Source organism: Streptomyces sp. SBT349, assembly GCF_001083795.1.
Lineage (GTDB): Bacteria > Actinomycetota > Actinomycetes > Streptomycetales > Streptomycetaceae > Streptomyces.
Genome location: NZ_LAVK01000116.1, coordinates 1 through 20,747, shown reverse-complemented (window position 1 = coordinate 20,747; position 20,747 = coordinate 1). Strand labels below are relative to the sequence as shown.

The following is a 20,747-nucleotide window of genomic DNA, read 5'->3' as shown; positions in this document are numbered from 1 at the left end:
GCCCCACCCCCTCCGAGGTCCGGGTCTTCGAGGCGGTCCTCGTCAGCCTCGCCGACCACGGCTTCACGCCCACCGCCGTCGCCGCGCGCCTCACCTACCTCTCCGCCCCCGACTCCCTCCAGGGCGCCCTCGCCGCCGGGCTGCTCGGCGGCGGCTCGCGGTTCCTCGGCGTCACCGAGGACTGCGGCCGGTTCCTCGCCGCCGCCCTCGCCGGGCTCGACGCCCCGCCGGACGACGGGGACACGGCCGCCTGGGACGCCGCCGCCCTCGACGCCGTCCGCCGCGCACGGGCCGCCGGGCTGAAGGTGCCGGGGCTCGGCCACCCGGTGCACAAGGAGCGCGACCCCCGCACGCCCGTCCTGCTCGCGCTGGCCGAGGAGGAGGGGCTGAAGGGCCCGCACCTGCGGCTCTTCGAGGCCATCGGCCGCGTCCACCCCCAACTCCTCGGCCGCGCCCTCCCGTTGAACGGCGCCGGGGTGGCCGGCGCCGCCCTCGCCGACCTCGGCCTGCCGGTCGAGCTGCTGCGCGGCTTCGCGCTCCTCGCGCGGACCGCCGGGCTGCTCGGGCACCTCGCCGAGGAGCGCCGCACCCCCATCGGCATGGATGTCTACCTGTCCGTGGACCGCAACGCGGTCTACCAACCGCCCGACCCCGCATAGCGCATAGCGCTCAGCCCGCACCGGCCCCCCACCGGAGACGAAGGAGTCCCCATGGCCGAACTGGTCGCGGTCATCGCCTCGACGCACCACCCGTTCTACTACCGCGCCAGCACCTCGACCGGCGCGGACCGGCCGCCCTTCGCGGACCAGTGGGTCGCGAAGATCGAGCGGTTCCGCGCGACGCTGACCCGGGCCAGACCGGACGTGCTGGTCATGGTCGGCAGCGACCACTTCCATCAGCTGTGGCTCGACAACATGCCGCAGTTCCTGGTGGGCAAGGCCCCGGTCTACGACGCCAACTTCTACAACGAGGAACGGGAGTTCGGCCTGCCACGGATGCGGCTGCCCGGTCACGAGGACCTCTCCGCGCACATCCTCACCAGCGGCCTCGACGCCGGTTTCGACCTGGCGTTCAGCAACGAGCTGCGGGTGGACCACAGCATCACCTGCCCGATCATCACGCTGCGGCCCGAGGCCGACCTGCCGATCGTGCCGATCTACACCAACATCTTCGCCCCGCCGCTGCCCCGGCCGCGGCGGTTCGTGCAGCTGGGCAAGGCGATCAGGGAGATCATCGAGGCATGGCCGTCCCCGCTGCGGGTCGCCGTCATCGGCACCGGCCACCTGTCGCTGGAGCTCGGCGGGCCCCGGCAGTTCGGCGAGCACGGCCCCGACCCGGCGTTCGACCGCAAGGCCGTCCGGTGGATCGCCGAGGGCGACCTGGAGGGGTGCCTCTCCGAGGTGACGCTGGACAGCCTGCACGCACCCGGCAACGCCACCCACGGCTTCATGGACTTCATGCTGATGATGGGAGTGGCGGGGGAGAACGCGCGGGCCGACCACGTCGACCACCTCGACCTCTTCCACACCATGGAGGCGTACTTCACCTGGTATCCGAACGGGGCCCCGGCATGAGCAAGTACCTCGTCAACAAGTTCCTGTTCACCGTCGACCGCGACCCGGAGCTCGTCGAGCGGTACCGCGAGGACCCGGCGGGCACCGTCGCCTGGTGGGAGGCCGAACGCGCCTCCCTGGTGCTCAACTGCGTGTCGGGCGAGGCGAGTACGTGGCAGGCGTTCACCGAGGAGGAACGGGCCGCGCTCGCCGCGCACGACTACCCGGCGCTCTTCGCGCTGGGCGCCCACCCCTTCCTCACCCTGACCCTCTTCATCGCCCTGTTCGAACGCGACCACGAACCCCTCGGCTTCCAGAAGGAGTACGCCCGGCGGCTGGCCGGGTTCTCGCTCCCCTACCCGGACATCGCGACCTGAGCGGGTCACACACGCGTGCTACCGCGTCTCGCCACCGTTCTGCTGCTCACCGCGCTGACGGCCGCAGCCGCTCCCGCCACCGCTCCCGTCCAGGTCCGGGAGACGGTGCCGCGGGAGGCGGGCGCGGACAGGCACTAGCCCGTCCGCGCCCCCGGCGTCAGCTCCGCGCGAGGTAGGCGACGAGGGAGTCCAGGAGCATGGTGCTGCCCCCCTGCGACATGTCCCTCTCCTCGGCGGTGTCACAGCCCTGGAAGAGCGTGACGCGGGACGTCCCGCCGGGGAGCTCGTGAAAGGTCGCGGTCATCAGGGAGGGCGGCAGGTCGCCGGGCCGGTCCATGGCCACGACCAGACGCCGGCCCGCGGTGACCTCCACATAGGAGCCGGTGAGGGGGAACTCCCCCCCGCCCGGGACGATCACGGTGGACTTCCACGCACCGCCCGCGCGGGCGTCCAGCTCGACGGAGCCCGGCTTGGCGCCGGTCCACTCCTCGTACTGCGCGGCGTCGGTCCACGCCTCGAAGGCGCGGGCCGCCGACGCGTCCACCTCGCGGCTCAGCTCGTAGGTGAACTCCTCGGTGGCAACGGTCTCGCCCATGGTCTCTTCCCCTCCGTACGTCCCTTCCGTGCGAAGGGAGTCACAGGGGTAGACACGCCACCTCCCGAGAACTCATCGCCGCCACGCCGGAAACTTTTCCCGGGGCCGCCAGGGCGCTCACTGCCGCTTCAGCTCCCCGACGGCGTCGGTGCCCACGCCCGGGGCCTCGAACTCGTAGAGCAGGGTGAACTCGTCCTCCACCGTCAGCGTGCCGGTCGCGTTCGGGCAGTCCCCCTGGCTGATGCGCTCGTACACCGTCACCATCCCGGGGCTCTCCTGCTCCAGCCGCCACGACCCGGCGCAGTCGAGGTCGGGGTAGGAGACCGTCGCCACCTCGTCGCCGATCTCGCCGCCGGTGTAGTCCACCTCGATGTCCCAGTCGACGTTGTTCTGGGTGGCGCTGCCCAGCCAGGTGCCCGTGAACGGGTCGTCCGCCGTGTCGGGTTGCTCCTCCGCGGGAGACTCCTCCTCGCCGGGCGACTCCTCGGCCGGAGGGGCCTCCTCCTCGGCCGGATCCGAGGACTGCGAGGGCTCGTCGTCCGGAGCGGCGGAGGCCCCCGAATCCGCCTCGTCCTCGCCACCGGTGAGGAGCGGGACCAACGTCAGGAGGGCGATGGCCACCACCGCCACCACCACCGCGACGAGAGCCACGGAACGGCCCCGGCGCGTGGGCGCCGCGGGCCGCGGGCCGGTGGTGACGTGGGTCGGGCCGGTCACGGTGCCGACCGGGGGTGGCGGCGTGGGGGGGTAGGACGGTGAGGTGACCGTCGGCATCCCGGAGTGCGGCGGCGCGGCGGACGGCGCCGCGGGCGGCGCGGCGGGCGGCCCGGCGACCTGCGTGGCCGGGGGCCCTTCGAGGTCGAGCAGCTCCACGGCGTCCCTGGCCAGCCGGTCGGTCAGCTCGGGCGGCAGCCACGGGCCGGCGCCGCTCACCTGCCCGGCGGCCAGCTGCTCGATCTCCCCGGGCGACGGCCGCAGGCCCGGCTCCTTGGCCAGGCAGCGCTCCACCAGCTCGCGCAACGGCCCGGTGAGGTCGCCCAGTCGGGGCTCCTCGGCCACGACCCGGTACATGAGCGAGTGGACCGCGCCGTCCTCGGTGTCGAACGGGCCCTTGCCGTTCACCGCGTACGCCAGCACCGCGCCCAGGCTGAAGATGTCGCTCGCCGCGTCGAGCCGTTCGCCCCGCACCTGCTCGGGGGACATGAACCCGGGCGAGCCGATCACCACGCCGGTGCGGGTGACCACGCTGGCGTCGGCGGCGCGCGCGATGCCGAAGTCGATGACCTTGGGGCCGTCCACGGTGACCATCACGTTCGACGGCTTGAGGTCCCGGTGCACCAGCCCGCTGCCGTGGATGGCGATCAGCGCGCCCGCGAGCCCCTGCGTCAGCCGCCACACCGTCGGCTCGGGGAGCGGCCCGAACAGCTCGTCGACGACCCGCTGCAACGGCGGCCCCGCCACATAACCCGTCGCCACCCAGGGGACGTCGGCCTCCGTGTCGGCGTCGAGCACGGGCGCGGTCCACTCCCCGCCCACCCGCCTCGCGGCGTCGACCTCGCGCTCGAAGCGGCGGCGGAACTCGGGCTCCGCGGCGAACTCCGCGTGAACCAGCTTCACCGCCACCATCCGGCCCTGTGCCGAACGCCCGAGGAAGACACGCCCCATGCCCCCGGCGCCCAACGCCCTCAACAGTCGGTACTGCCCCAACACCTGTGGATCTTCCGGTCGCAAAGGTCTCACCGCGTCCCCGTTCCTGAATCGTGAGTGCCCCCAGTATCCGGCTAGGGCCTGTCCGGCGAATCCTCGCGGGCTCCCGGCGCCGGCGGATGGGGGTGCCTCCCAGGCCCCGAAGGGCCTGGGGGGGCCTCGCCGCGTTACCGAATCGCCCCGGTACTCCCCCAGACTCCGTCCGGGAGGTGCCCCCACGTACGAGGGGCGACCCGGTTCCCTCCTTGCCCGCCAACGGGCAGGAGGGGCCCAGCGATGCACCGCATTGGGGGCACCTCCCAGCCGTCAGGCTGGGGGAGCCGCTCGCTATCCACGAAGATCCGCCGGACAGACCCTAGTCCCGCTCCTCGGGGGACCGGCCGGGGATGGCGAGGGTATCGAGGCGGTCACGCTGGTCCCGGGTCAGGCGGAGATCCCTCGCGGCGACGTTCTCCTCCAGGTGCGCCATCCGGGCCGTGCCCGGGATCGGCAGGACGACCGGCGAGTGGCCGAGCAGCCAGGCGAGCGCGACCTGCGCGGCGGTGGCGCCGAGTTCGGCCGCGACGGCGTCGATCTCGGCCGCCGCCCCCGGCACCGCCACGGCGACGGGCCGCCACGGCAGGAACGCGATCCCCGCCGCCTCGCAGGCCGCCAGCACCGGCTCGTGCTCGCGGTCGAGCAGGCTGTAGCGATTCTGCACGCTCACCACGTCGATCAACTCCCGTGCCAGGCCCAGCTCCTCGACGCTGATCTCGGAGAGTCCGAGCCGTCCGACCTTGCCCTCGTCCTGGAGCTCCCGGAGCGTGCCGAGCTGGTCGGCGAGGGGCGTCTCCGGGTCGATGCGGTGCAACTGGAGCAGTTCCAGCCGTTCGACGCGCAGGCGGGTGAGGGCGTTCTCCACCTGATCCCGCAGGATGCCGGGCCGCGCGTCGAGCTTCCACTCGCCCCCGGGGCCCGTGCGCGCGACGCCGACCTTGGTGGTGACGAGCAGCCCCTCCGCGTAAGGGTGCAGGGCCTCGGCGAGCAACTCCTCGTTGGCGCCGCCGCCGTACAGGTGGGCGGTGTCGACCAGCGTGACGCCCAGTTCGACGGCCCGCCGGGCGACCGCGACGGAGGTCTCGCGGGCCGGGCCCGGCTCGGTCGGCAGGCGCATGGCCCCGAAGCCGAGCCGCCCCACGGCCAGATCCCCGCCGATGCGGAACGTGTTCGATGCCATCGCTGCCCCAGCCCCCTCGTCCATGGGGTCACCGTAACCGGCCACCCGAGCGCGTCGCATCACGGACGGCAGCGGGGCCCGGCGGGACGGCCGCGTTCGACCCGAATTCCCGATGTATTCGGAGCGTGAGAATTCTGGGTAATACCCGCCCTTGCCCGCCTCCGTTCGCCGGCCCTACGCTCGCCGGGACCTGCTGATGACATCGCTTTGGAGGCGAGTATGGCGGACAATGCCGCAGACAAGACCACGGAGAATGAATTCCCCGAGGTGGAGGTTCAGGTCTCCCCGGTGGCCGAGCGTGCCCGCGCGACCTTCGCCAAGACGCACGCGCGTCCCGCCGTTCCCAACCTTGCTCAGATGTTCGGGAACGCGGTGAAGTAGCGCCTGGCTCCTGCGCGTATCCGGGTCTCCGGGTCTCCGGGCTCTGGTGCGCGCAGAGTCATTTCCGCGCCGCGTCTGGAAATGATTGCGTTCGGCGAACACCAGGGGATTGAGGGAACGTGGTGAGACCTGCCTCGGCACTCGGTCGGGCATTGGCGGTCGAATTCGGCCCTGACTTCGTAGGGAAACAACTCAGCAACGAGGTGGTACTCACCCACCTCGACCCGGAACTCCTCCAGGAGCACTTCTCCTGGCACGACCTGAACGAGATCCTCTCCCGGGGCCGCGTGGAGCCCGCGGAGCTGACGCTGTGCGCCGGGGGCAGGCCCCTGCCCGAGCACGCGTACATGGCCACCCGCGCGGGGCACCGGGTGGTGGACCTGACGAAGACCTTCGCCCTCATGCGGTCCGGCGTCAGCCTCATCATCGACTCCCTGGACCGGATCCACCCCGCCATCCGGGCCGCGACCGACGACGTGATGCGCATGGTGGGCGAGGCCGCGTCCTGCAACCTCTTCGTCACCTTCGACGACTCGCAGGCGCTCGACAGCCACTTCGACGAGGTGGACACCTTCGTCGTCCAGGTGCTCGGCACCAAGAGCTGGCGCGTGCACGGCCCTTCTGAGGAGCACCCGGTGCCGGAGTACGGCGACAGCGACCCGGCGCGCTGCCCGGCGGCCGTGCTCTTCGAGAGGACGCTCGAACCGGGCGACGTGATCCACGTTCCCCGCGGCTGGTGGCACACCGTGCGGGGCGGCGGCGAGTCCAGCCTCCACCTCACCTTCGCGTTCACCCGGCCCACCGGCTACGACTGGCTGCGCTGGGTGGCCTACCGGGCCCTCGCCGACGTCAGCGTGCGGGAGAGCCTGGCACGCGCCGGTACGCCGCAGGAGCAACGGGCGCAGGCCGAGCGGCTCCTCGACGCCTTCATGGACGAGGCGAAGGGCCTGACGCTGCGGGACTTCTTCGACGTCGAACGGCGCCGGGCGGGCGGCAGGGACACCGCCGGTCTGCCCTGGGACGTGCTGAGGGCGCGCCCGCCGGCCGAGGCGGTGGTCGAGCTGGCGACCGTCCGGCCTCCCCTGCTCGACGTCAGGGACGAGCAGGTGGTGCTCACCGCGGTGGACCAGGAGTTCGCCCTGCCCGTCGCCCACCGCCCGGCCTGCGAGGTGCTGGTGCGCGAACGCCGCATCCAGGTCGGGGAGTTGGCCGCGCGTGCCGGCACCTCGGTCGCCGCCGTTGCGGCACTGGTCTCCGCGTTGCTGCGGGCCCGCCTGGTCACCGTGGCCGATGAGCGGGCGCGGCGGGCCGAGGGGTGGCGGGCCTCCTGATGGACACCGCCATCCGGCCGGGCGCGGGCGCCCTCGGGCTGCCCGCCGCCGATGTCGACGCCGTGCTCTCGGGCGCCCTCGACGCCGACGCGGTGATCCTGGGGCTGCCGTTCGACGCCGGGGTGGCGGGCGTGCCGGGCCAGCGCCACGGCCCGGAGATCTTCCGCAAGCTCTCCCCCGCCCACGACTGGCGCGTCGACGAGGACGGCTCCCTGGGCGGGCTGATCGACCCGCTCACCGGGGGCCAGGTGCTCGGCGGCCGGCGGGTGTTCGACCTCGGTGACCTGGGATCGGTGCCGATCGACCCGCGGGTGGGGCGGACCGCGTACTACCGGGCGCTGTCCCGGCTCGCGCACCGGCTCGCCGGAACGGCCGCGACACCCCTGTTCGTCGGAGGGGACCACAGCCTCTCCGCCCCCGTCGGGGCGGGCCTGGCGGCCGAGCACGGGCCGGTGCACGTCGTCTGCTTCGACGCCCACTGCGACTTCAGCGCCCGGCCGATGCCCGACGTCGCCGACATCACGCACGCCGACTTCCTCGGGCACCTGCTGGAGACCGGGGCGGCCTCCGGATGCGAGCTGTACGGCGTGCGGACGTATCTCCCGGCCTCCTGCGGACCGTTGCCCGAGAGCCTGCGCTGCGCGTACGGATACGGCTTCGCGGACCCCGCGGACCCCGCGGATCCCGCGGATCCCGCGGACCTCGCGGACTCCGCGCACGGCAGGCCGACGTACCTGTCGATCGACCTCGACGTGATCGACCCCGCGGAGTTCCCGGCCACCGGGCACCCGGAGGCGGGCGGCTACCGCCTGCGGGAGCTGCTCGCCGCCGTCGCACACGTCTGCCGCACGCGGCGCGTGGTCGCGGTGGACATCGTGGAGGCCCTTCAGGACGACCGGGAGAACCGCACGACCAGCGCGGTGATCTCCGCGCTCGTCATGACCTGCCTGCGGGCGCTGCTCGACGACCACCGGGAAGGGGCGAGCGGGAGATGACCACGGACACGGCCGGACGGACGCCGGCCGGCGGCCTGCACGACTGGCAGATCGCCCTGATCGAGGAGACGGACCGGCCCGACATCCGGGCGCGCGGCTCCTCCGCCGCCGGCACCAACGCCGGGGAGCGGGACGTCACCATCCGGCGGCACCGGGGCCTCACCTGGATCTACAAGGTGTGGGAGAGCGACCGGCACCGCGGGCGCTTCCACCTGTACGCGCCCACCACGGGGAGGGTCCACGGGATCAGCGCGCGCCAGGCCGAACTGCTGCGAGCCACCGGCTGGGAGCCGACCGGCCCCGCCGAGGAGGCGGAGACCGCCGAACTCGCCCGGCTGATCAGGCCGTTCGACGGACCGGGCTGGCAGTTCCCCGAGGTGCGCCCCGATGCACGCCTCGAACGACCGCGGGTGCGGGTGCTGATGCTCAACCCGACCGAGCAGTGCAACATCCGCTGCACGTACTGCTATTACGGCGGTGCCTACCCGGGCACCCGGCCGCACCAGACGGCCTCCCCGGCGGCGCCCATGGTGAAGGCCGCGATCGACCTCTTCGTCACCGGCGAGGAGCGGCTCGAACCCGCCCAGCGGGCCGTCTACTTCTTCGGCGGCGAGCCGCTGCTGGCGTTCGACCAGCTCAGGGAGGCGGTGCTCGCCCTGGAGGAGCGGAAGAGGGAGGTCGGCGCGCGGATGGAGAACCTGGTCGTCCAGGTCAACTCCAACGGGATGCTGCTGACCCCGGAGATCGTCGACTTCCTGGTCGAGCACGACATCTACCTCAACCTCTCCGTCGACGGGCCCAACCACGACCGCTACCGGGTCGACCGGCGCGGCAAGGGCACCCACGACCGGGTGCGGGAGCGGGCCGACTGGCTCGCCGAGAACCGGCCGGACTACTTCGCCTCGCGCGTCGCGATCATCTGCGTCCTGTCGGCGCCGCTCGACGAGGCCGCCCTGTACCGGTACTTCAGCGGGTGGCCGACCGCGCTCCGGGCGCTGGCCTGGGACTTCGACCTGCTGCTGCCGGGCGGCGAGGAGTCGTACTCCGACTTCCGGCGGATGTTCGCCGAGCAGCGCCGGGTCTGGGACCTGTTCGTCGCCTCCCACCGGCTGCCCTACGCCGAACGCGAGCGGTCCGGCCGCTACCGTTTCGCGTTCAGCCACGGCTTCCTGCACCGCTCCTTCCACCGGGCCCTGAACCAGCCGGAGCGGGACGGCGGCCCCCGGTTCGGGCACCTGCTGGGCGCCCAGCTCGTCCCGGGGAACGAGTACCTGGTGCTCGGCTCCGACGGCACCCTCTACTCGTCGTACGAGTACCAGTCCCCGGACTTCGCCGTCGGCCACACCGACCGGGGTGTCGACCCGGAGGCCGGGACCGAGCAGCTGCGGATGTTCCGGGACGCCGTGGCGGCCGGCTCCTGCCGCACCTGCTGGGCCGCGCCCATCTGCACGGTGACCGTGCCGGAGGCCCCCTTCCGGAGGTCGGACCCGGCCGGGACCGTGGTCGACAAGGTGGCGGCCAAGCGGGCGCGCTGCCTGTCGGAGCGGGAGAACCTGGAACAGGGCCTGCGGGCGCGTGCCGACATCGAGGACGCGTTCGGGGCCGAGGCGCTGCGGGGGCACCGCGAGGACTGGACCCGGCAGGCGGAGGGGAGCGGTCGCCTTGACTACTTCCACGCCTGACGCGGCCACGACGGCCGCGCGGCTCTGCGGCGACCGGCCCGCCGTGCTGCGCGGCGCCGGCCTCGGCTGGCCCGTGTACGCCGCGCTGCGCGAGGCACGGCTGCGGGAACGCGAGGACCGCCCGGTGGTGGCGGAGGACGCGGAGCGCCGGCCGGTGACCGTCCGGCTGGGGGAGGTCCTCGACGAGGTGCGGGCCCGGCGCCCGGTGGGGCTGTACCTGCGCGACCAGCGGGTCTCGGAGTTCGACCCGGCCCTGTGGGGCCTCGTCCCCCGCGCGGTCCGCCGGCTGAACTGGCTGCTGGCGCTGCCCGCGGAGGAACGCCCGGACTGGGCGTGGCTGATGATCGGCGGGGCCGGGACCAGCTCCCCGACGCACGTCGACACCATGGGGAGCGCGGCGTGGAACCTGCTGTGCGCCGGGCGCAAGGCGTGGACCTTCCACTCGCCCGAACACGCCGAGCGGTGGGGCCTGTTGCCGCCCGGCTGCCGCGCCGAGGAGGCGTGCGCCGAGGAGCGCGTCGACCTGGTCCAGGAGCCGGGGGACCTCGTGGTGACGCCCAGCGGATGGGCCCACGAGGTGCGCAACGTCACCGGCGCCATCTCCGTCACCGCCAACTTCATCAACCACGCGAACCTCGACTTCGCCAAGCGGTACGCCGAGGCGCTCGGCCAGACGGCGAACCACGCGGTGCTCACGGCGGTCGGCGCGACGTTCGCGCGGCTCGGCGGCGGGAGCCACGGCCGGTGAACGGGGACGGCCTGCCGTTCACCCTCCCCCGGGTGAGCCTGGGCACGTGGCGGATGCGGGGCCCGGAGGCCGCCACCGTCGTCCGGGAGGCGATCGCCCTCGGCTACCGCTGCGTCGACACGGCCACCGGATACGGCAACGAGGAGGCGGTGGGAGCCGGGATCCGCGCCGGTGGCGCCGACCGCGAGGACCTGCTGATCGTCACCAAGTTCCCCGAGGAGGACGCCGGACGCGAGCGCGAGACGCTGCTGCGGAGCCTGGACCTGCTCGGCGTGGAGTACCTCGACCTCTGGCTGATCCACGCGCCGCTGGACGCCGACGGGTCCCTGGCCCTGTGGGAGCGGTTCGTCGAGGCGAGGGAGAAGGGCCTGGTCCGGGCGATCGGCGTGAGCAACTTCCGGCCCGACCAGGTGGACGACCTGGCCGCCCGCTCCGGCGTCGCCCCGGCGGTGAACCAGGTCGCCTTCGGTCCCCGCCACTTCGACCCCGCCCTCGCCGGCCACCACGCCGCCCGGCGGATCACCGTCCAGGGCCACAGCCCGTTCAGCGAGAACGACCTCGCCCACCCGGTGCTGCGCGCCACCGCCGAGCGCCACGGCCGCGGCGTCCACCAGGTCCTGCTGCGCTGGCACGTCGAACACGGCGTCCCCACCGTGGCCAAGTCGGCCTCCCCCGCGCGGCTCGCGGCGAACCTCGAAGTGTCCGAGTTCTCCCTGGACCCCTCCGAGGTGGCGGCGATCGACCGCATCGGCGCCGAGGCATCAGGGGGACCAGGGGGACCAGGGGCATCAGGGGGGAGAGCGTCATGAGGGTGGAACTGGAGTCGGTGCACCGCGGCTACCGCGTGCGCAGGCCCGCGGAGACCGGCGGACGCCTCACCCGGCTCGTCCGCAGGGTCCCCGGCGAGGTGAGGGCGCTGCGCGGGATCGACCTCCGGGTCGACGCGGGCGAGGCGGTCGGCTACATCGGGCTCAACGGCGCCGGCAAGTCCACCACCATGAAGCTCGTCGCCGGGATCCTCACGCCGACCGCCGGCCGGGTCACCGTGGACGGCCGCGACCCGCACCGCCACCGCCGGCGCCTGGCCGCCGAGCTGGGATACCTCGCCGCGCAGCGGGCCAGCCTCTGGTGGGACCTGCCGGTGCGGGACTCCTACGAACTGGTCCGGCGGGTCTACGCCATCGAGCCGGCCGTCTTCCGGCGCCGCAGGGACCACCTCGTCGCCCGCCTCGACATCGGGCGCCACCTCGCCACCCCGGTGCGCGAGCTCTCGCTCGGCAACCGGACCCGCGCGGAACTGGTGGGCACCCTGCTGCACGCGCCGCGCCTGCTGCTGCTCGACGAACCCACCATCGGCCTCGACATCTTCGCCCGCGAGGCCATCTGCGACGTGCTCCGCGCCACCCGGCAGGACACCGCGCCGACCATCCTCATGGCCAGCCACGACCTGCGCGACGTGGAGGCGATCTGCGACCGCATCGTCATGATCGACGACGGCAGGCTGGTGTACGACGGGAAGCTCGACGAGCTGCGCGCGCTCGGCGGCGGCCACCGCAGGCTCGTGGTCCACCACGCGGCGGGCCACCGGCTCCCCGCCCCGCCCGGCCTGGAACGCGTCGCGGGCGAGGCCACCACGGTCACCACCTACGCGTTCCGGCAGGGGGAGCTGCCGGGCGAACTGCTCGCGACGTTCTTCTCCGACCCCCGGGTCGACGACGTGCGGATCGAGGCGCCGAGCCTGGAGAGCCTCATCAAGGACCTGTATCTGAGGGGCACATGACGGCGGTGGCGCGACGGGTGTGGCAGGCCCACCTGGCCATCGCCGGCACCCAGGTGAAGGTGGCCTTCACCTACCGGACCAGGGCGTTCGCCCAGGGAGTGGGCGCCCTGCTGCTGATCGGCCTCCAGGCGGCCCTGTGGACCGCCGTGTACGCGGGCGGCGACGGCCCGGCGCGGGCCGACTGGCTGACGCTGCGCCAGACGCTGGTGTACGCGGCGGCGGGAACCGTCTGGGTGCTCTGCGTCCCGGGCCTCACGCTGGCGCGCCAGCTGGAGACGAGGATCAGGGACGGGCGGATCGTCAAGGAGCTGCTGATGCCCACCGGGTTCCTGCCACAGTGGTTCTCCGCCGCGCTCGGCCGCTCCCTCGGCGTCGCCGCCCTCGTCGGCGTTCCCGCGGTGCTGGCCGGGGGGACGCTGCTGTACCCGTTCGCCGTCGATGCCTCCTACGCCGCGCGGCTGGCGCTGACGGTCGGCGTCGCCTTCGTCGTCCTGTTCCACCTCAGTTACCTGATCGGCCTGTCCGCGTTCTTCATCCGCCGCGTCGACGGCCTCAACGAGGTCCAGGAGGCGCTGCTCCTCCTGCTCGGCGGCTCGATGATGCCGATCTCGCTGTACCCGGCGGCGCTGCGGGACGCGGCGGTCTGGACCCCGTTCGTCCACGGCTTCTACACCCCGCTCGGCACCCTGGTGCGGGACCCGTTCGTGGACGGCCGGGTCATCGCCCTCGGGGTCTGCTGGGCGGTCGCGCTGACGGGCGCGAGCGTGCTGTGCACCCGCGCCGCCCTGCGGAAGCTGGTGATCGCCGGTGGCTGACACCCTCGCGGGGCTGAGGAGATCCGCCGGGATCGCGCTGCTCGCCACCCGGATGAACGTCCGCAGCCATCTGGTGCACCCGGGCGAGGTCCTGCTCGCGAACGTCGGAGCCCTGGTCCAGGCGGTCTCCGGAACGGCCGTCCTCATGCTGGCGCTCTCGGCGTCGGGCACCGTCCACGGCTGGACGCTGGCCCAGTGGGCGGTCCTGACGGGGTTCACCATGGTGGCCCGCGCCCTGTGGAACGCCGTCTTCTACGGCACCCTGGACATCCCGGACATGGTGCGCACCGGGGAGCTCGACCACTACCTGGTGCGTCCGGCCAGCCCGCTGGCGCTCATCCTCTTCTCGAAGGTCGACACGGACGTGTGGATCGAGATCGTCATCGGCACCGGTCTCCTGGCCGGCGCCCTCCACCTCAGCGGGGCGGACGTCTCCGGCCCCGTCCTGGCGTTCATCCCGCCGGCGCTGGCCGGTTCGGCCCTCGTCTTCGCGGCCATGCACCTCGCCGTCACGGCCCTGTCCTTCTGGCTGCGGCAGGACGCGATGCTGAGCATGCTCATCTGGCGGCTGGACAGCTTCGCGCAACTGCCGATGAGCTTCTACCCCGTCTGGCTGACGGCCGTCTTCTCCACCGTCGTCCCGTTCGCCTTCGTCGGCTACTACCCGTGCCTCTACATCCTCGGCATGACCGACTCGCCGTTCGTCTGGGCCCTCCCCCTGGTGGGGGCGCTGCTGTTCGCTCTCGCGGTCCTCCTGTGGCGACGCGGGATCGACCGCTACTCCAGTACCGGTTCCTGAGGAGGCCCCCGGTGGACAGGCTCACCGCGTTCGAGCGCGACGGGTACCTCGTGGCGGACGTCTTCCCCGAGGACGAGGTGGCGGAGATGAGGAGGATGGTCTCCCGCCTCATCGCCCGACCGGTCTCCGGGCACCCCCGCCTGCACATCCACGCCGCGTCCGGCACGCCCCTGCGGCACCTCGACCCGTTCAACCCGTACGCGGTGTGGAAGGTCGTCAACACCCCGCTGGCCGGGGACGACTGGTACGCGCTGATCCACGACCGGCGGGTCCTCGACATCGTCGGCGAGCTGCTGGGCCCCGACATCAACTTCCACATGGGGTTCGCCCGGCTGCGCCCCCCGGGGCTGAGGGCCGAGGAGGGCTGGCACCGCGACGCGGACACCGACCGGCACACCCGCCCCGAGCTGGTCACGGCGCTGATCTACCTCGACGACATGGACGCCGCGTCCGGCGCCACGGTCGTCTGGCCGGGCAGCCACCGCCACCACGGGACCGAGCCCGAGGACCACCAGGCCCTGCCGGTCCGGGCCCGCGCGGGGTCGGTGCTCTTCCTCCACTGCCTCACCGCGCACCGGGCCAGCACGAACGTGACGGCCCGCCACCGTTCGATCCTGCTCCACGAGTACAAGAGCGCGCGCGCCGTGGAACTCACCCCCAACGACGCCGCCTTCGGGGATCTCCCGCTGCGCAGGGGCGGGCGGAGCGTGCGCGTGCCGTAGAGCGCCGACTTACGGTACCGACCATGGACATCGCCTTCCGACGCCTCCTCGCCTCCGACACCGCACATCTGGTCCGCTTCCTGACCGGGGAGGTCTGGCCCTTCCACGTGGTCAGCACGGTGGACCGGGAGACGGCGCGCCGGTGGATCGCCGAGGGGCGCTTCGAGAGCGAGGAGAACCGGAGCTTCTGGATCGTCGCCGACGAGGACGAGGAGAGCGCCGGCCTCGTCCGGCTCATGGACCTGGGGGACGACACCCCCCTGTTCGACCTGCGGATCCGGGCGGAGCGGCGGGGCGGCGGCGAGCGCGAGGCGGCCGTGCGGTGGCTGACGCGGTACCTGTTCGAGGAGTTCCCCGAGGTGCGCCGCGTCGAGGCCACCACCCGGCGGGACAACCGCCCGATGCGGCGGGTCCTGGCACGGTGCGGCTACGCCAAGGAGGCCCACTACCGGGAGGCGTGGCCGGCCCCGGACGGAACGTTCCACGACACGGTCGGCTACGCGGTCCTGCGCCGTGACTGGCTGGCGGGAACGGTGACGCTCCCGGACTGGGACGACGAGCCGGACGCCTCGTAAGTCGGTGGCGCCCCGGGCCTCGCGGAGGCATGCTCCGACGCATGGTTTCGATAGTGCAGAACGTCGCGATCGACTGTGCGGACCCCTACGAGCTGGGGCGGTTCTGGAGCGGGGTGACCGGCAGGCCGCAGCACCCCGAGGACCGGCCGGGCGACTCGGAGTGCGAGGTGTCGCTGCCGGGAGGAACGGTGCTGCACTTCAACCAGGTCCCGGAGCCGAAGACGGGCAAGAACCGGATCCACCTGTGCCTGCGCCCCGAGACCCCGCGCGAGGAGGAGGTCGAGCGCCTGCTGGCCCTCGGCGCCACCCCGGTCGCCGACCGCCGCAAGCCCGACGGCGCGGGCTGGGTCGTCCTGGCCGACCCCGAGGGCAACGAGTTCTGCGTGCTGAGCAGCGCGGCCGAGAGGGCGGCCCTGTCCCACTGATCCCCGGGGCCGGGGCCGGGGCCGGGGCCGGGGGCTACGCGAGGCGGGCCGGGTCGACGGTCCCGCGACCGATGAGGGTACCGATGTGCCCGGCCCGTGCCGCAGCCGATCTCCAGAACCGACGCGGGTTCCCCGAGAAGCTCCACTCCGGGACCGTGGTCCTCGTATTGAGTCCAGCGGAAGACGGGACCGGACGCGGCGAGGTCACCCTTCGCGCTGTCGGCATAGGCATCCCAGAGCTCGCGCTCCGTATCGATGTCGTGCTGCGCCGGCACGGTGCTCCTTATCCCCGTTATCCCCGAGAAGGCCCCCGGGGGTGGCTACTCGAAGCGGGCCGGGTCGCCGGTGCCTCGGCGGATGATTTCCGGGTCTCCCTGGGAGAAGTCGACCACCGTGGTGGGGACGGTCCCGCAGTCGCCGGAGTCGAGCACGGCGTCCACCACGTGGTCGAGCCGTTCCTTGATCTCCCAGCCCTGGGTCAGGGCCTCCTCCTGGTCGGGCAGGAGCAGGGTGCTGGAGAGCAGCGGCTCGTCCAGCTCGGCGAGCAGGGCCTGGACCACCGGGTGGTCGGGGATCCGGACCCCGATGGTCCGGCGCTTGGGGTGCAGCAGCCTGCGGGGTGCCTCCTTGGAGGCCGGGAGGATGAACGTGTAGCTGCCGGGCGTGGCCGCCCGAACCGCGCGGAACGCCGTGTTGTCTATCCGCGCGAACTGCCCCAGCTGCGTGAGGTCGCGGCAGACGAGGGTGAAGTGGTGGCGGTCGTCGAGCTTGCGGATGGCGCGGATCCGGTCGACCCCCGCGCTGTCGCCCAGGCGGCAGCCGAGCGCGTAGCAGGAGTCGGTCGGATAGACGATGAGACCTCCGGAGTTGATGATCTGCACCACCTGGTCGATCGCGCGGCGCTGTGGGTTCTCCGGGTGCACATCGAAGTATCTCGCCATGCGGCCGAGCTTAGGGCCTGTTTCGGGATACCTGGGCCAGGCGTAGAAGCCGCCCCACCCGTCCGTTTGCGGGGGAGTGGGAGGGGGAGAGATGCCCTCGGGCGGGAAGTCCCTTGTCCGAACGGAGGCGGCGGGATGGTCAGGCCACCGGATGTCGGCGCTCCCGCACCGGAGTTCACCCTTCCCGGGCTGCTGTTCGACGGGGAGGCGGCCGAGCGCCGCACGTACCGGCTCGCCGATGCCGAGGGCGGGCCGCTCGTGCTGGCCTTCTACCCCGGCGACGACACGCTCGTCTGCACCAGGCAGCTGTGCTCGTACGCGTCCGACCTCGACCGGTTCCGGGAGCTCGGCGCCGCCGTCTGGGGCATCAGCCCCCAGGACCTCGACAGCCACGAGCGGTTCGCGCGCAAGCACCGGCTCACGTTCCCGCTGCTGGCCGACGGCGGGGAGGCCGTCGCCGCCGCCTACGGCATCACGGCCCGCGGCCTCGGCCTGCGCCGCTCGGTGTTCGTGCTGGACGGCCAGGGCACCGTCCGCTGGCGGCACATCGCGCTGCTCGGCCTCACGTTCACCCGAGTCGACGCCCTCGCCGAGCAGTTGTCCCTGCTGCGTGAGGGCGGCGGCTGATCCCGGATCGGCCCCGGCCCCGCTTCACGGCACGGGGTGCGGGCCCACCGGGACGGTGACATGGGTCGGCGGGGGCGCGCTCTCGTCCACGGAGGCGGTGAACTCCAGGCCGTCGTCGCGGCAGATGAACTGCATCACCTGCCGCCCGGCCGCCGCCGCCCGGATGAGGCCGCCGGTGGTGGCCCACATCCCGGAGAGATAGAAGTCCTTCAGGCCCGGCAGGCCAGGGCCGTGCTTCTTGACGAGCTCCTCCATGGTCTCGCCGCTCTCGACGAAGGGCTGCCAGCCGAGGACGGTGCCCTCGTGGTTGCCGGTGTAGCGGATCTGCGTCAGGGGGGTGGAGGTGTCGCGCACCGCGATGGCGTCCTTCAGGCCGGGGTAGCGCTCGTCCAGGAAGGCGACGACCGTGTCCCGCACGCGCCGTTTGGCCGCCGAGTAGGCGCGGCCGTGCCGGACCGGCAGGGTGTGGAGCTCGCCGCCCCTCCGCAGCCGGCTGCGCTGCTCGGGGCCCTCGCTCAGCTCGCGCCACGGCAGGGCGTCGGAGAAGTAGGTGGCGTACACGACGCTGGTGCCGGGGGGCGACATCTCGGGGTAGTGGCGGCTGCGGAACTGGACGTTGAGACTCGGGTGCCTGATCCCGGGCAGCCGGGCGGCCGTTGCCTCGTCCAGGAGGTGGGTGGTGGTCGGCTCCCCCTCGGGGAAGGCGCGCCGCAGGCCGAGGAACTGGATGACATAGCCGGGGAAGACCATGCCCGGCTCCTTGACGGTGTGCGTGTAGAGCCGCCGGTAGCCGTCGCCGAGATAGCGCCCGCCGAGCAGCTTGAGGAGGGTGGTGGGGCCGTCGCAGGCGGAGACGACGACGTCGGCGTGGAACCGGCGCCCGTCGGAGAGCCGGACGCCCACCGCGCGGTCGTCCTCGACCAGGATCTCCTCGACCTTCGCGTTGTAGGTGATGTCGCCGCCGAGCCGCGCGTACCGCCCGGCGATCGAGTGGGCGAGACCGAGCGACCCGCCCTCGGGCACCCCGGCGGAACGGAGGGTCTGCGCGGCCATCTGGAAGTAGAACGGCAGGACGGGGAACCCGGGGTGCCTCTCGTACAGGATGTAGTTGAACGCCTCGCGCAGCAGCGGATCCCTGAAGCGGGTGGAGTACTCGGACATCAGGACGGACATCGACGTGCGGAAGAGGTTGGCATAGGGGACGAACCCGGCCAGCATCCGCCAGCGTTCCCAGGGGCTCATCAGCGCCACGGGCTTCAGGAAGGGGTAACGCGGCAGGCACGTGCCGAACTTGCGCAGGCCCGAGCAGAACGCGCGGATGGGGCGCGCGTCGGCCGGTGAGAGGGACAGCAGGTGGGCCTGGAGCCGGTCGGGGTCGCAGTAGAAGTACACGGACCTGCCGTCGCGCCCGCGCACGATGTTGAAGACGTCGAAGTGGCGCATCTCCTTGCCCTGGAGCGCGCCCAGTTCGAGCCAGATCTGGTGCATCTCGGTGCCCGGGCCGTTCCCGAGCAGCCAGCTGACGCAGGAGTCGAAGGTGAACGCGCCCCGGTCCCAGCCGGTGCAGCAGCCCCCGGGGATCTCGTGCATCTCGAACACGCGGCTGCGGTAGCCGTTCATCTGCGCGTAGCAACCGGTGGACAGGCCGCCCAGCCCGCCTCCGACGATGATCATCGTCTCCCGGCGGCCCCTCGGTGACCGCGCGCCGCGCGCGCCCGACCTGCTCGTCATCGTGCTCACCTCACCCTCCGATGTTCGAGTTGGGGCAGGCGGCCGAGCTTCCCCTGGTGCCAGGGCTCGGTTCCGCCGCTCTCCCAGGCGCGGAATTCGAGGCCGAGCTCCCGGCAGAGGAACTGGGTGACGAACCGCCCGCTCGACGCGGCGCGGATCAGGCCGCCGCCGCTGAACCACTGGCCCGCCATGGAGAATCCGGCGAGCCCCGGAAGCCGCATCCGGTCCTTGTCCACGAGCCCCGTGACCACGTCGTCGGCGTCCGTGAACGACCGCCAGCCGAGGATGGAGCCGCCCCGGGTGCCGGTGTACCGCTCGGTGGTGGTGGGGGAGGCGACCTCGATGACGTCGATGTCCGCGCCGACGCCGGGGTGGCGGCGTTCCAGGAAGGCGCGGACGAAGTCGGCCACCTCCTGCTTGCGCGCCCAGTACGCCTTGCGGTCGGTGCTCCGCAGCCGCCTCCAGTAGGTGTAGTCGCTGAAGTAGGTGCAGTGCACGACGGAGTGCCCCGGCGGCGCGAACCCGTCGGCGTAGCGGGAGCGGAGCTGCACCACCATGCTCTTCTGGAGGGCGCTGGGCAGCGCCGCGCTCTCCTCGTCCGACAGCAGGAACGTGGTGCTGTGCCGCTCGGCGGCGTCGAACTCCCGGCTGAGGCCGACGAACGCCGACACCACGCCGGGGTAGAGCAGTTCGGGGCGGTCGACCATGTCCCGGAAGAGCCTGTCGACGCGGGGGCTGGTGTAACGGCCGCCGAGCAGGCCGTGGATGGTGGTGTGGCCGTCGCAGGCGGAGACGATGTGGTCGGCGAAGTGCCGCTCGCCGCCCCGTAGTTCGACACCGATCGCGCGGTCGTTCTCCACCAGGATCCGCGCCACGCGCGCCCGGTAGTCGACCCGCCCGCCCAGCCGCGTGTAGCGCTCCTCGACCGACCGGGCGAGACCGAGTGAACCGCCTTGCGGGAAACCGGCGTTGAGGTGGTAGGCGCAGGCCATGTTGAACAGGTAGGGCAGGAGCGGGAACACCTCGGGGGCCTGGAAGAAGATGAGGGGGAACGCGCGGCGCAGCAGCGGGTCCTCGAAGCGGTCGGCGAAGCGCTCCATGCGGGTCGCGGCGGTCCGCCAGAAGAGGAGGAACGCGGGCAGCACGGTGCGCAGGGTGGCCAGCCTCTCCCGGGGCGTCCGCAGGGGCGGCGGGGTGAGGAACGGGTAGAGGTCGATGGCGGCGAAGCGCCTCAGGTCGCGGCAGAACGCGCGGATCGGCCGGGCGTCGGCGGGCGAGATCGCCAGCAGGTGCTGCTCCAGCCGGTCGGGGTCGTTGTAGAAGGTGACCGAGCGGCCGAACTCGTCGGTGACGGTGTTGAACATCTCGAAGTTGGTGATGGTCTTGCCGTCGAGGGCGCCGAGTTCGCGCCAGACCTGGTTGGCGTCGTTGCCGGGTCCGGTGCCGATGAGCCATTCGATGCAGTAGTCGAAGACATAGCCCTGGCGCGACCAGGCGGTGCAGCATCCCCCGGGCTGGACGTGCCGTTCGAAGATGCGGGTCTCGGCGCCGCTCATCTGCGCGTAGCAGCCGGTGGACAGGCCGCCGACGCCGGCGCCGATGACGATGACGCGCGGCCTGTCGCCCTCCGCCCGGTCGCGGGCGTGCCACACGGGTCGGCGCGGTCGTTCCTGTCGGTCTTCAGGTGGCACGACGGTCAGCTCCTGGGGACGGGTCGGGACGGGACGGGACGGGACGGGGGGAGGGG

At 72.7% G+C, this 20,747-nt stretch carries 23 protein-coding genes and 1 pseudogene; 17 read left to right on the top strand and 7 right to left on the bottom strand.

What is annotated here, in order from left to right:
• The 4 genes from ADY01_RS16345 to ADY01_RS41295 all read left to right on the top strand — a co-directional run.
• On the top strand, positions 1 to 659 hold a 659-nt coding region (locus ADY01_RS16345), incomplete at its 5' end, for a citryl-CoA lyase (protein ID WP_049573170.1).
• Between the two features lie 51 nt (positions 660 to 710).
• Positions 711 to 1,574 (top strand): extradiol ring-cleavage dioxygenase, encoded by an 864-nt coding sequence (locus tag ADY01_RS16340; protein ID WP_049573167.1) that lies wholly within the window; start codon positions 711 to 713, stop codon positions 1,572 to 1,574.
• The gene (locus ADY01_RS16335) at positions 1,571 to 1,930 is read left to right on the top strand and encodes a hypothetical protein (protein WP_049573164.1); all 360 of its coding nucleotides are present in this window, start codon (positions 1,571 to 1,573) and stop codon (positions 1,928 to 1,930) included. The genes ADY01_RS16340 and ADY01_RS16335 overlap by 4 nt, the downstream gene beginning before the upstream one ends.
• Positions 1,931 to 1,945: 15 nt before the next feature.
• Positions 1,946 to 2,068: a hypothetical protein gene (locus ADY01_RS41295; protein WP_267888440.1), complete on the top strand. Its 123-nt coding sequence runs from the start codon at positions 1,946 to 1,948 to the stop codon at positions 2,066 to 2,068.
• A gap of 19 nt (positions 2,069 to 2,087) precedes the next feature.
• Here the strand turns inward: ADY01_RS41295 and ADY01_RS16330 are convergent, their stop codons facing one another.
• The 3 genes from ADY01_RS16330 to ADY01_RS16320 form a co-directional block, all read right to left on the bottom strand.
• Positions 2,088 to 2,525, bottom strand: coding sequence for an SRPBCC family protein (locus tag ADY01_RS16330; RefSeq protein WP_049573162.1), 438 nt, complete (start codon positions 2,523 to 2,525; stop codon positions 2,088 to 2,090).
• 117 nt (positions 2,526 to 2,642) lie between these two features.
• Positions 2,643 to 4,235 carry a serine/threonine-protein kinase gene (locus tag ADY01_RS40620; protein ID WP_234320258.1) on the bottom strand — a complete coding sequence of 531 codons (1,593 nt, stop codon included), beginning with the start codon at positions 4,233 to 4,235 and terminating at the stop codon, positions 2,643 to 2,645.
• A 352-nt stretch (positions 4,236 to 4,587) separates the two neighbouring features.
• Complete coding sequence (locus ADY01_RS16320) at positions 4,588 to 5,448, bottom strand: aldo/keto reductase (RefSeq protein WP_049573156.1); 861 nt, start codon at positions 5,446 to 5,448, stop codon at positions 4,588 to 4,590.
• A gap of 219 nt (positions 5,449 to 5,667) precedes the next feature.
• On the opposite strand from ADY01_RS16320, the gene ADY01_RS39810 reads away from it, so the two are divergent.
• The 12 genes from ADY01_RS39810 to ADY01_RS16265 all read left to right on the top strand — a co-directional run bounded on the left by ADY01_RS39810 (position 5,668) and on the right by ADY01_RS16265 (position 15,701).
• Positions 5,668 to 5,829, top strand: coding sequence for a hypothetical protein (locus ADY01_RS39810; protein ID WP_199826247.1), 162 nt, complete (start codon positions 5,668 to 5,670; stop codon positions 5,827 to 5,829).
• A gap of 152 nt (positions 5,830 to 5,981) precedes the next feature.
• Positions 5,982 to 7,160 carry a cupin domain-containing protein gene (locus tag ADY01_RS16315; RefSeq protein ID WP_234320257.1) on the top strand — a complete coding sequence of 393 codons (1,179 nt, stop codon included), beginning with the start codon at positions 5,982 to 5,984 and terminating at the stop codon, positions 7,158 to 7,160.
• Positions 7,160 to 8,155 (top strand): arginase family protein, encoded by a 996-nt coding sequence (locus tag ADY01_RS16310; RefSeq protein ID WP_234320256.1) that lies wholly within the window; start codon positions 7,160 to 7,162, stop codon positions 8,153 to 8,155. The genes ADY01_RS16315 and ADY01_RS16310 overlap by 1 nt, the downstream gene beginning before the upstream one ends.
• On the top strand, positions 8,152 to 9,837 hold the full coding sequence (locus ADY01_RS16305; protein WP_049573148.1) for a radical SAM protein: 1,686 nt from the start codon (positions 8,152 to 8,154) through the stop codon (positions 9,835 to 9,837). The genes ADY01_RS16310 and ADY01_RS16305 overlap by 4 nt, the downstream gene beginning before the upstream one ends.
• Positions 9,818 to 10,585 (top strand): transcription factor jumonji, encoded by a 768-nt coding sequence (locus ADY01_RS16300; RefSeq protein ID WP_049573144.1) that lies wholly within the window; start codon positions 9,818 to 9,820, stop codon positions 10,583 to 10,585. The genes ADY01_RS16305 and ADY01_RS16300 overlap by 20 nt, the downstream gene beginning before the upstream one ends.
• Complete coding sequence (locus ADY01_RS16295; protein WP_234320255.1) at positions 10,582 to 11,394, top strand: aldo/keto reductase; 813 nt, start codon at positions 10,582 to 10,584, stop codon at positions 11,392 to 11,394. Before ADY01_RS16300 ends, ADY01_RS16295 begins: the two co-directional genes overlap by 4 nt.
• Positions 11,391 to 12,365: an ATP-binding cassette domain-containing protein gene (locus tag ADY01_RS16290; protein ID WP_049573141.1), complete on the top strand. Its 975-nt coding sequence runs from the start codon at positions 11,391 to 11,393 to the stop codon at positions 12,363 to 12,365. The genes ADY01_RS16295 and ADY01_RS16290 overlap by 4 nt, the downstream gene beginning before the upstream one ends.
• On the top strand, positions 12,362 to 13,180 hold the full coding sequence (locus ADY01_RS16285) for a membrane protein (RefSeq protein WP_049573139.1): 819 nt from the start codon (positions 12,362 to 12,364) through the stop codon (positions 13,178 to 13,180). The genes ADY01_RS16290 and ADY01_RS16285 overlap by 4 nt, the downstream gene beginning before the upstream one ends.
• The gene (locus ADY01_RS16280; RefSeq protein ID WP_049573138.1) at positions 13,173 to 13,979 is read left to right on the top strand and encodes an ABC transporter permease; all 807 of its coding nucleotides are present in this window, start codon (positions 13,173 to 13,175) and stop codon (positions 13,977 to 13,979) included. The genes ADY01_RS16285 and ADY01_RS16280 overlap by 8 nt, the downstream gene beginning before the upstream one ends.
• 11 nt (positions 13,980 to 13,990) lie before the next feature.
• Positions 13,991 to 14,701 carry a phytanoyl-CoA dioxygenase family protein gene (locus tag ADY01_RS16275; RefSeq protein ID WP_049573136.1) on the top strand — a complete coding sequence of 237 codons (711 nt, stop codon included), beginning with the start codon at positions 13,991 to 13,993 and terminating at the stop codon, positions 14,699 to 14,701.
• A 23-nt stretch (positions 14,702 to 14,724) separates the two neighbouring features.
• Entirely contained in the window at positions 14,725 to 15,276 is a 552-nt protein-coding gene (locus ADY01_RS16270; RefSeq protein WP_049573135.1) for a GNAT family N-acetyltransferase, read from the top strand.
• Positions 15,277 to 15,317: 41 nt separating this feature from the next.
• The gene (locus ADY01_RS16265; protein WP_049573133.1) at positions 15,318 to 15,701 is read left to right on the top strand and encodes a VOC family protein; all 384 of its coding nucleotides are present in this window, start codon (positions 15,318 to 15,320) and stop codon (positions 15,699 to 15,701) included.
• 77 nt (positions 15,702 to 15,778) lie between these two features.
• Here the strand turns inward: ADY01_RS16265 and ADY01_RS40615 are convergent.
• Positions 15,779 to 15,976 (bottom strand): annotated as a pseudogene (locus ADY01_RS40615) (SAM-dependent methyltransferase); the annotation flags it as partial.
• A 45-nt stretch (positions 15,977 to 16,021) separates the two neighbouring features.
• The gene (locus ADY01_RS16260; protein WP_049573128.1) at positions 16,022 to 16,642 is read right to left on the bottom strand and encodes an L-threonylcarbamoyladenylate synthase; all 621 of its coding nucleotides are present in this window, start codon (positions 16,640 to 16,642) and stop codon (positions 16,022 to 16,024) included.
• A 135-nt stretch (positions 16,643 to 16,777) separates the two neighbouring features.
• On the opposite strand from ADY01_RS16260, the gene ADY01_RS16255 reads away from it, so the two are divergent.
• The gene (locus tag ADY01_RS16255; RefSeq protein ID WP_049573125.1) at positions 16,778 to 17,269 is read left to right on the top strand and encodes a peroxiredoxin; all 492 of its coding nucleotides are present in this window, start codon (positions 16,778 to 16,780) and stop codon (positions 17,267 to 17,269) included.
• A gap of 24 nt (positions 17,270 to 17,293) precedes the next feature.
• Here ADY01_RS16255 and ADY01_RS16250 read toward each other — a convergent pair whose 3' ends face one another.
• Positions 17,294 to 19,000: a phytoene desaturase family protein gene (locus tag ADY01_RS16250; protein ID WP_234320254.1), complete on the bottom strand. Its 1,707-nt coding sequence runs from the start codon at positions 18,998 to 19,000 to the stop codon at positions 17,294 to 17,296.
• Between the two features lie 5 nt (positions 19,001 to 19,005).
• Entirely contained in the window at positions 19,006 to 20,652 is a 1,647-nt protein-coding gene (locus ADY01_RS16245; protein ID WP_049573122.1) for a phytoene desaturase family protein, read from the bottom strand.
• Between the last annotated feature and the right edge of the window lie 95 nt (positions 20,653 to 20,747).

Bases quoted from the DNA above. Each gene is read 5' to 3' on its own strand.
- ADY01_RS16340 (WP_049573167.1), top strand. From the start codon at position 711: ATGGCCGAACTGGTCGCGGTCATCGCCTCGACGCACCACCCGTTCTAC.
- ADY01_RS16335 (WP_049573164.1), top strand. From the start codon at position 1,571: ATGAGCAAGTACCTCGTCAACAAGTTCCTGTTCACCGTCGACCGCGAC.
- ADY01_RS16330 (WP_049573162.1), bottom strand. From the start codon at position 2,525: ATGGGCGAGACCGTTGCCACCGAGGAGTTCACCTACGAGCTGAGCCGC.
- ADY01_RS16320 (WP_049573156.1), bottom strand. From the start codon at position 5,448: ATGGCATCGAACACGTTCCGCATCGGCGGGGATCTGGCCGTGGGGCGG.
- ADY01_RS39810 (WP_199826247.1), top strand. From the start codon at position 5,668: ATGGCGGACAATGCCGCAGACAAGACCACGGAGAATGAATTCCCCGAG.
- ADY01_RS16310 (WP_234320256.1), top strand. From the start codon at position 7,160: ATGGACACCGCCATCCGGCCGGGCGCGGGCGCCCTCGGGCTGCCCGCC.
- ADY01_RS16305 (WP_049573148.1), top strand. From the start codon at position 8,152: ATGACCACGGACACGGCCGGACGGACGCCGGCCGGCGGCCTGCACGAC.
- ADY01_RS16290 (WP_049573141.1), top strand. From the start codon at position 11,391: ATGAGGGTGGAACTGGAGTCGGTGCACCGCGGCTACCGCGTGCGCAGG.
- ADY01_RS16285 (WP_049573139.1), top strand. From the start codon at position 12,362: ATGACGGCGGTGGCGCGACGGGTGTGGCAGGCCCACCTGGCCATCGCC.
- ADY01_RS16270 (WP_049573135.1), top strand. From the start codon at position 14,725: ATGGACATCGCCTTCCGACGCCTCCTCGCCTCCGACACCGCACATCTG.
- ADY01_RS16265 (WP_049573133.1), top strand. From the start codon at position 15,318: ATGGTTTCGATAGTGCAGAACGTCGCGATCGACTGTGCGGACCCCTAC.
- ADY01_RS16260 (WP_049573128.1), bottom strand. From the start codon at position 16,642: ATGGCGAGATACTTCGATGTGCACCCGGAGAACCCACAGCGCCGCGCG.
- ADY01_RS16255 (WP_049573125.1), top strand. From the start codon at position 16,778: ATGGTCAGGCCACCGGATGTCGGCGCTCCCGCACCGGAGTTCACCCTT.
- ADY01_RS16250 (WP_234320254.1), bottom strand. From the start codon at position 19,000: ATGACGAGCAGGTCGGGCGCGCGCGGCGCGCGGTCACCGAGGGGCCGC.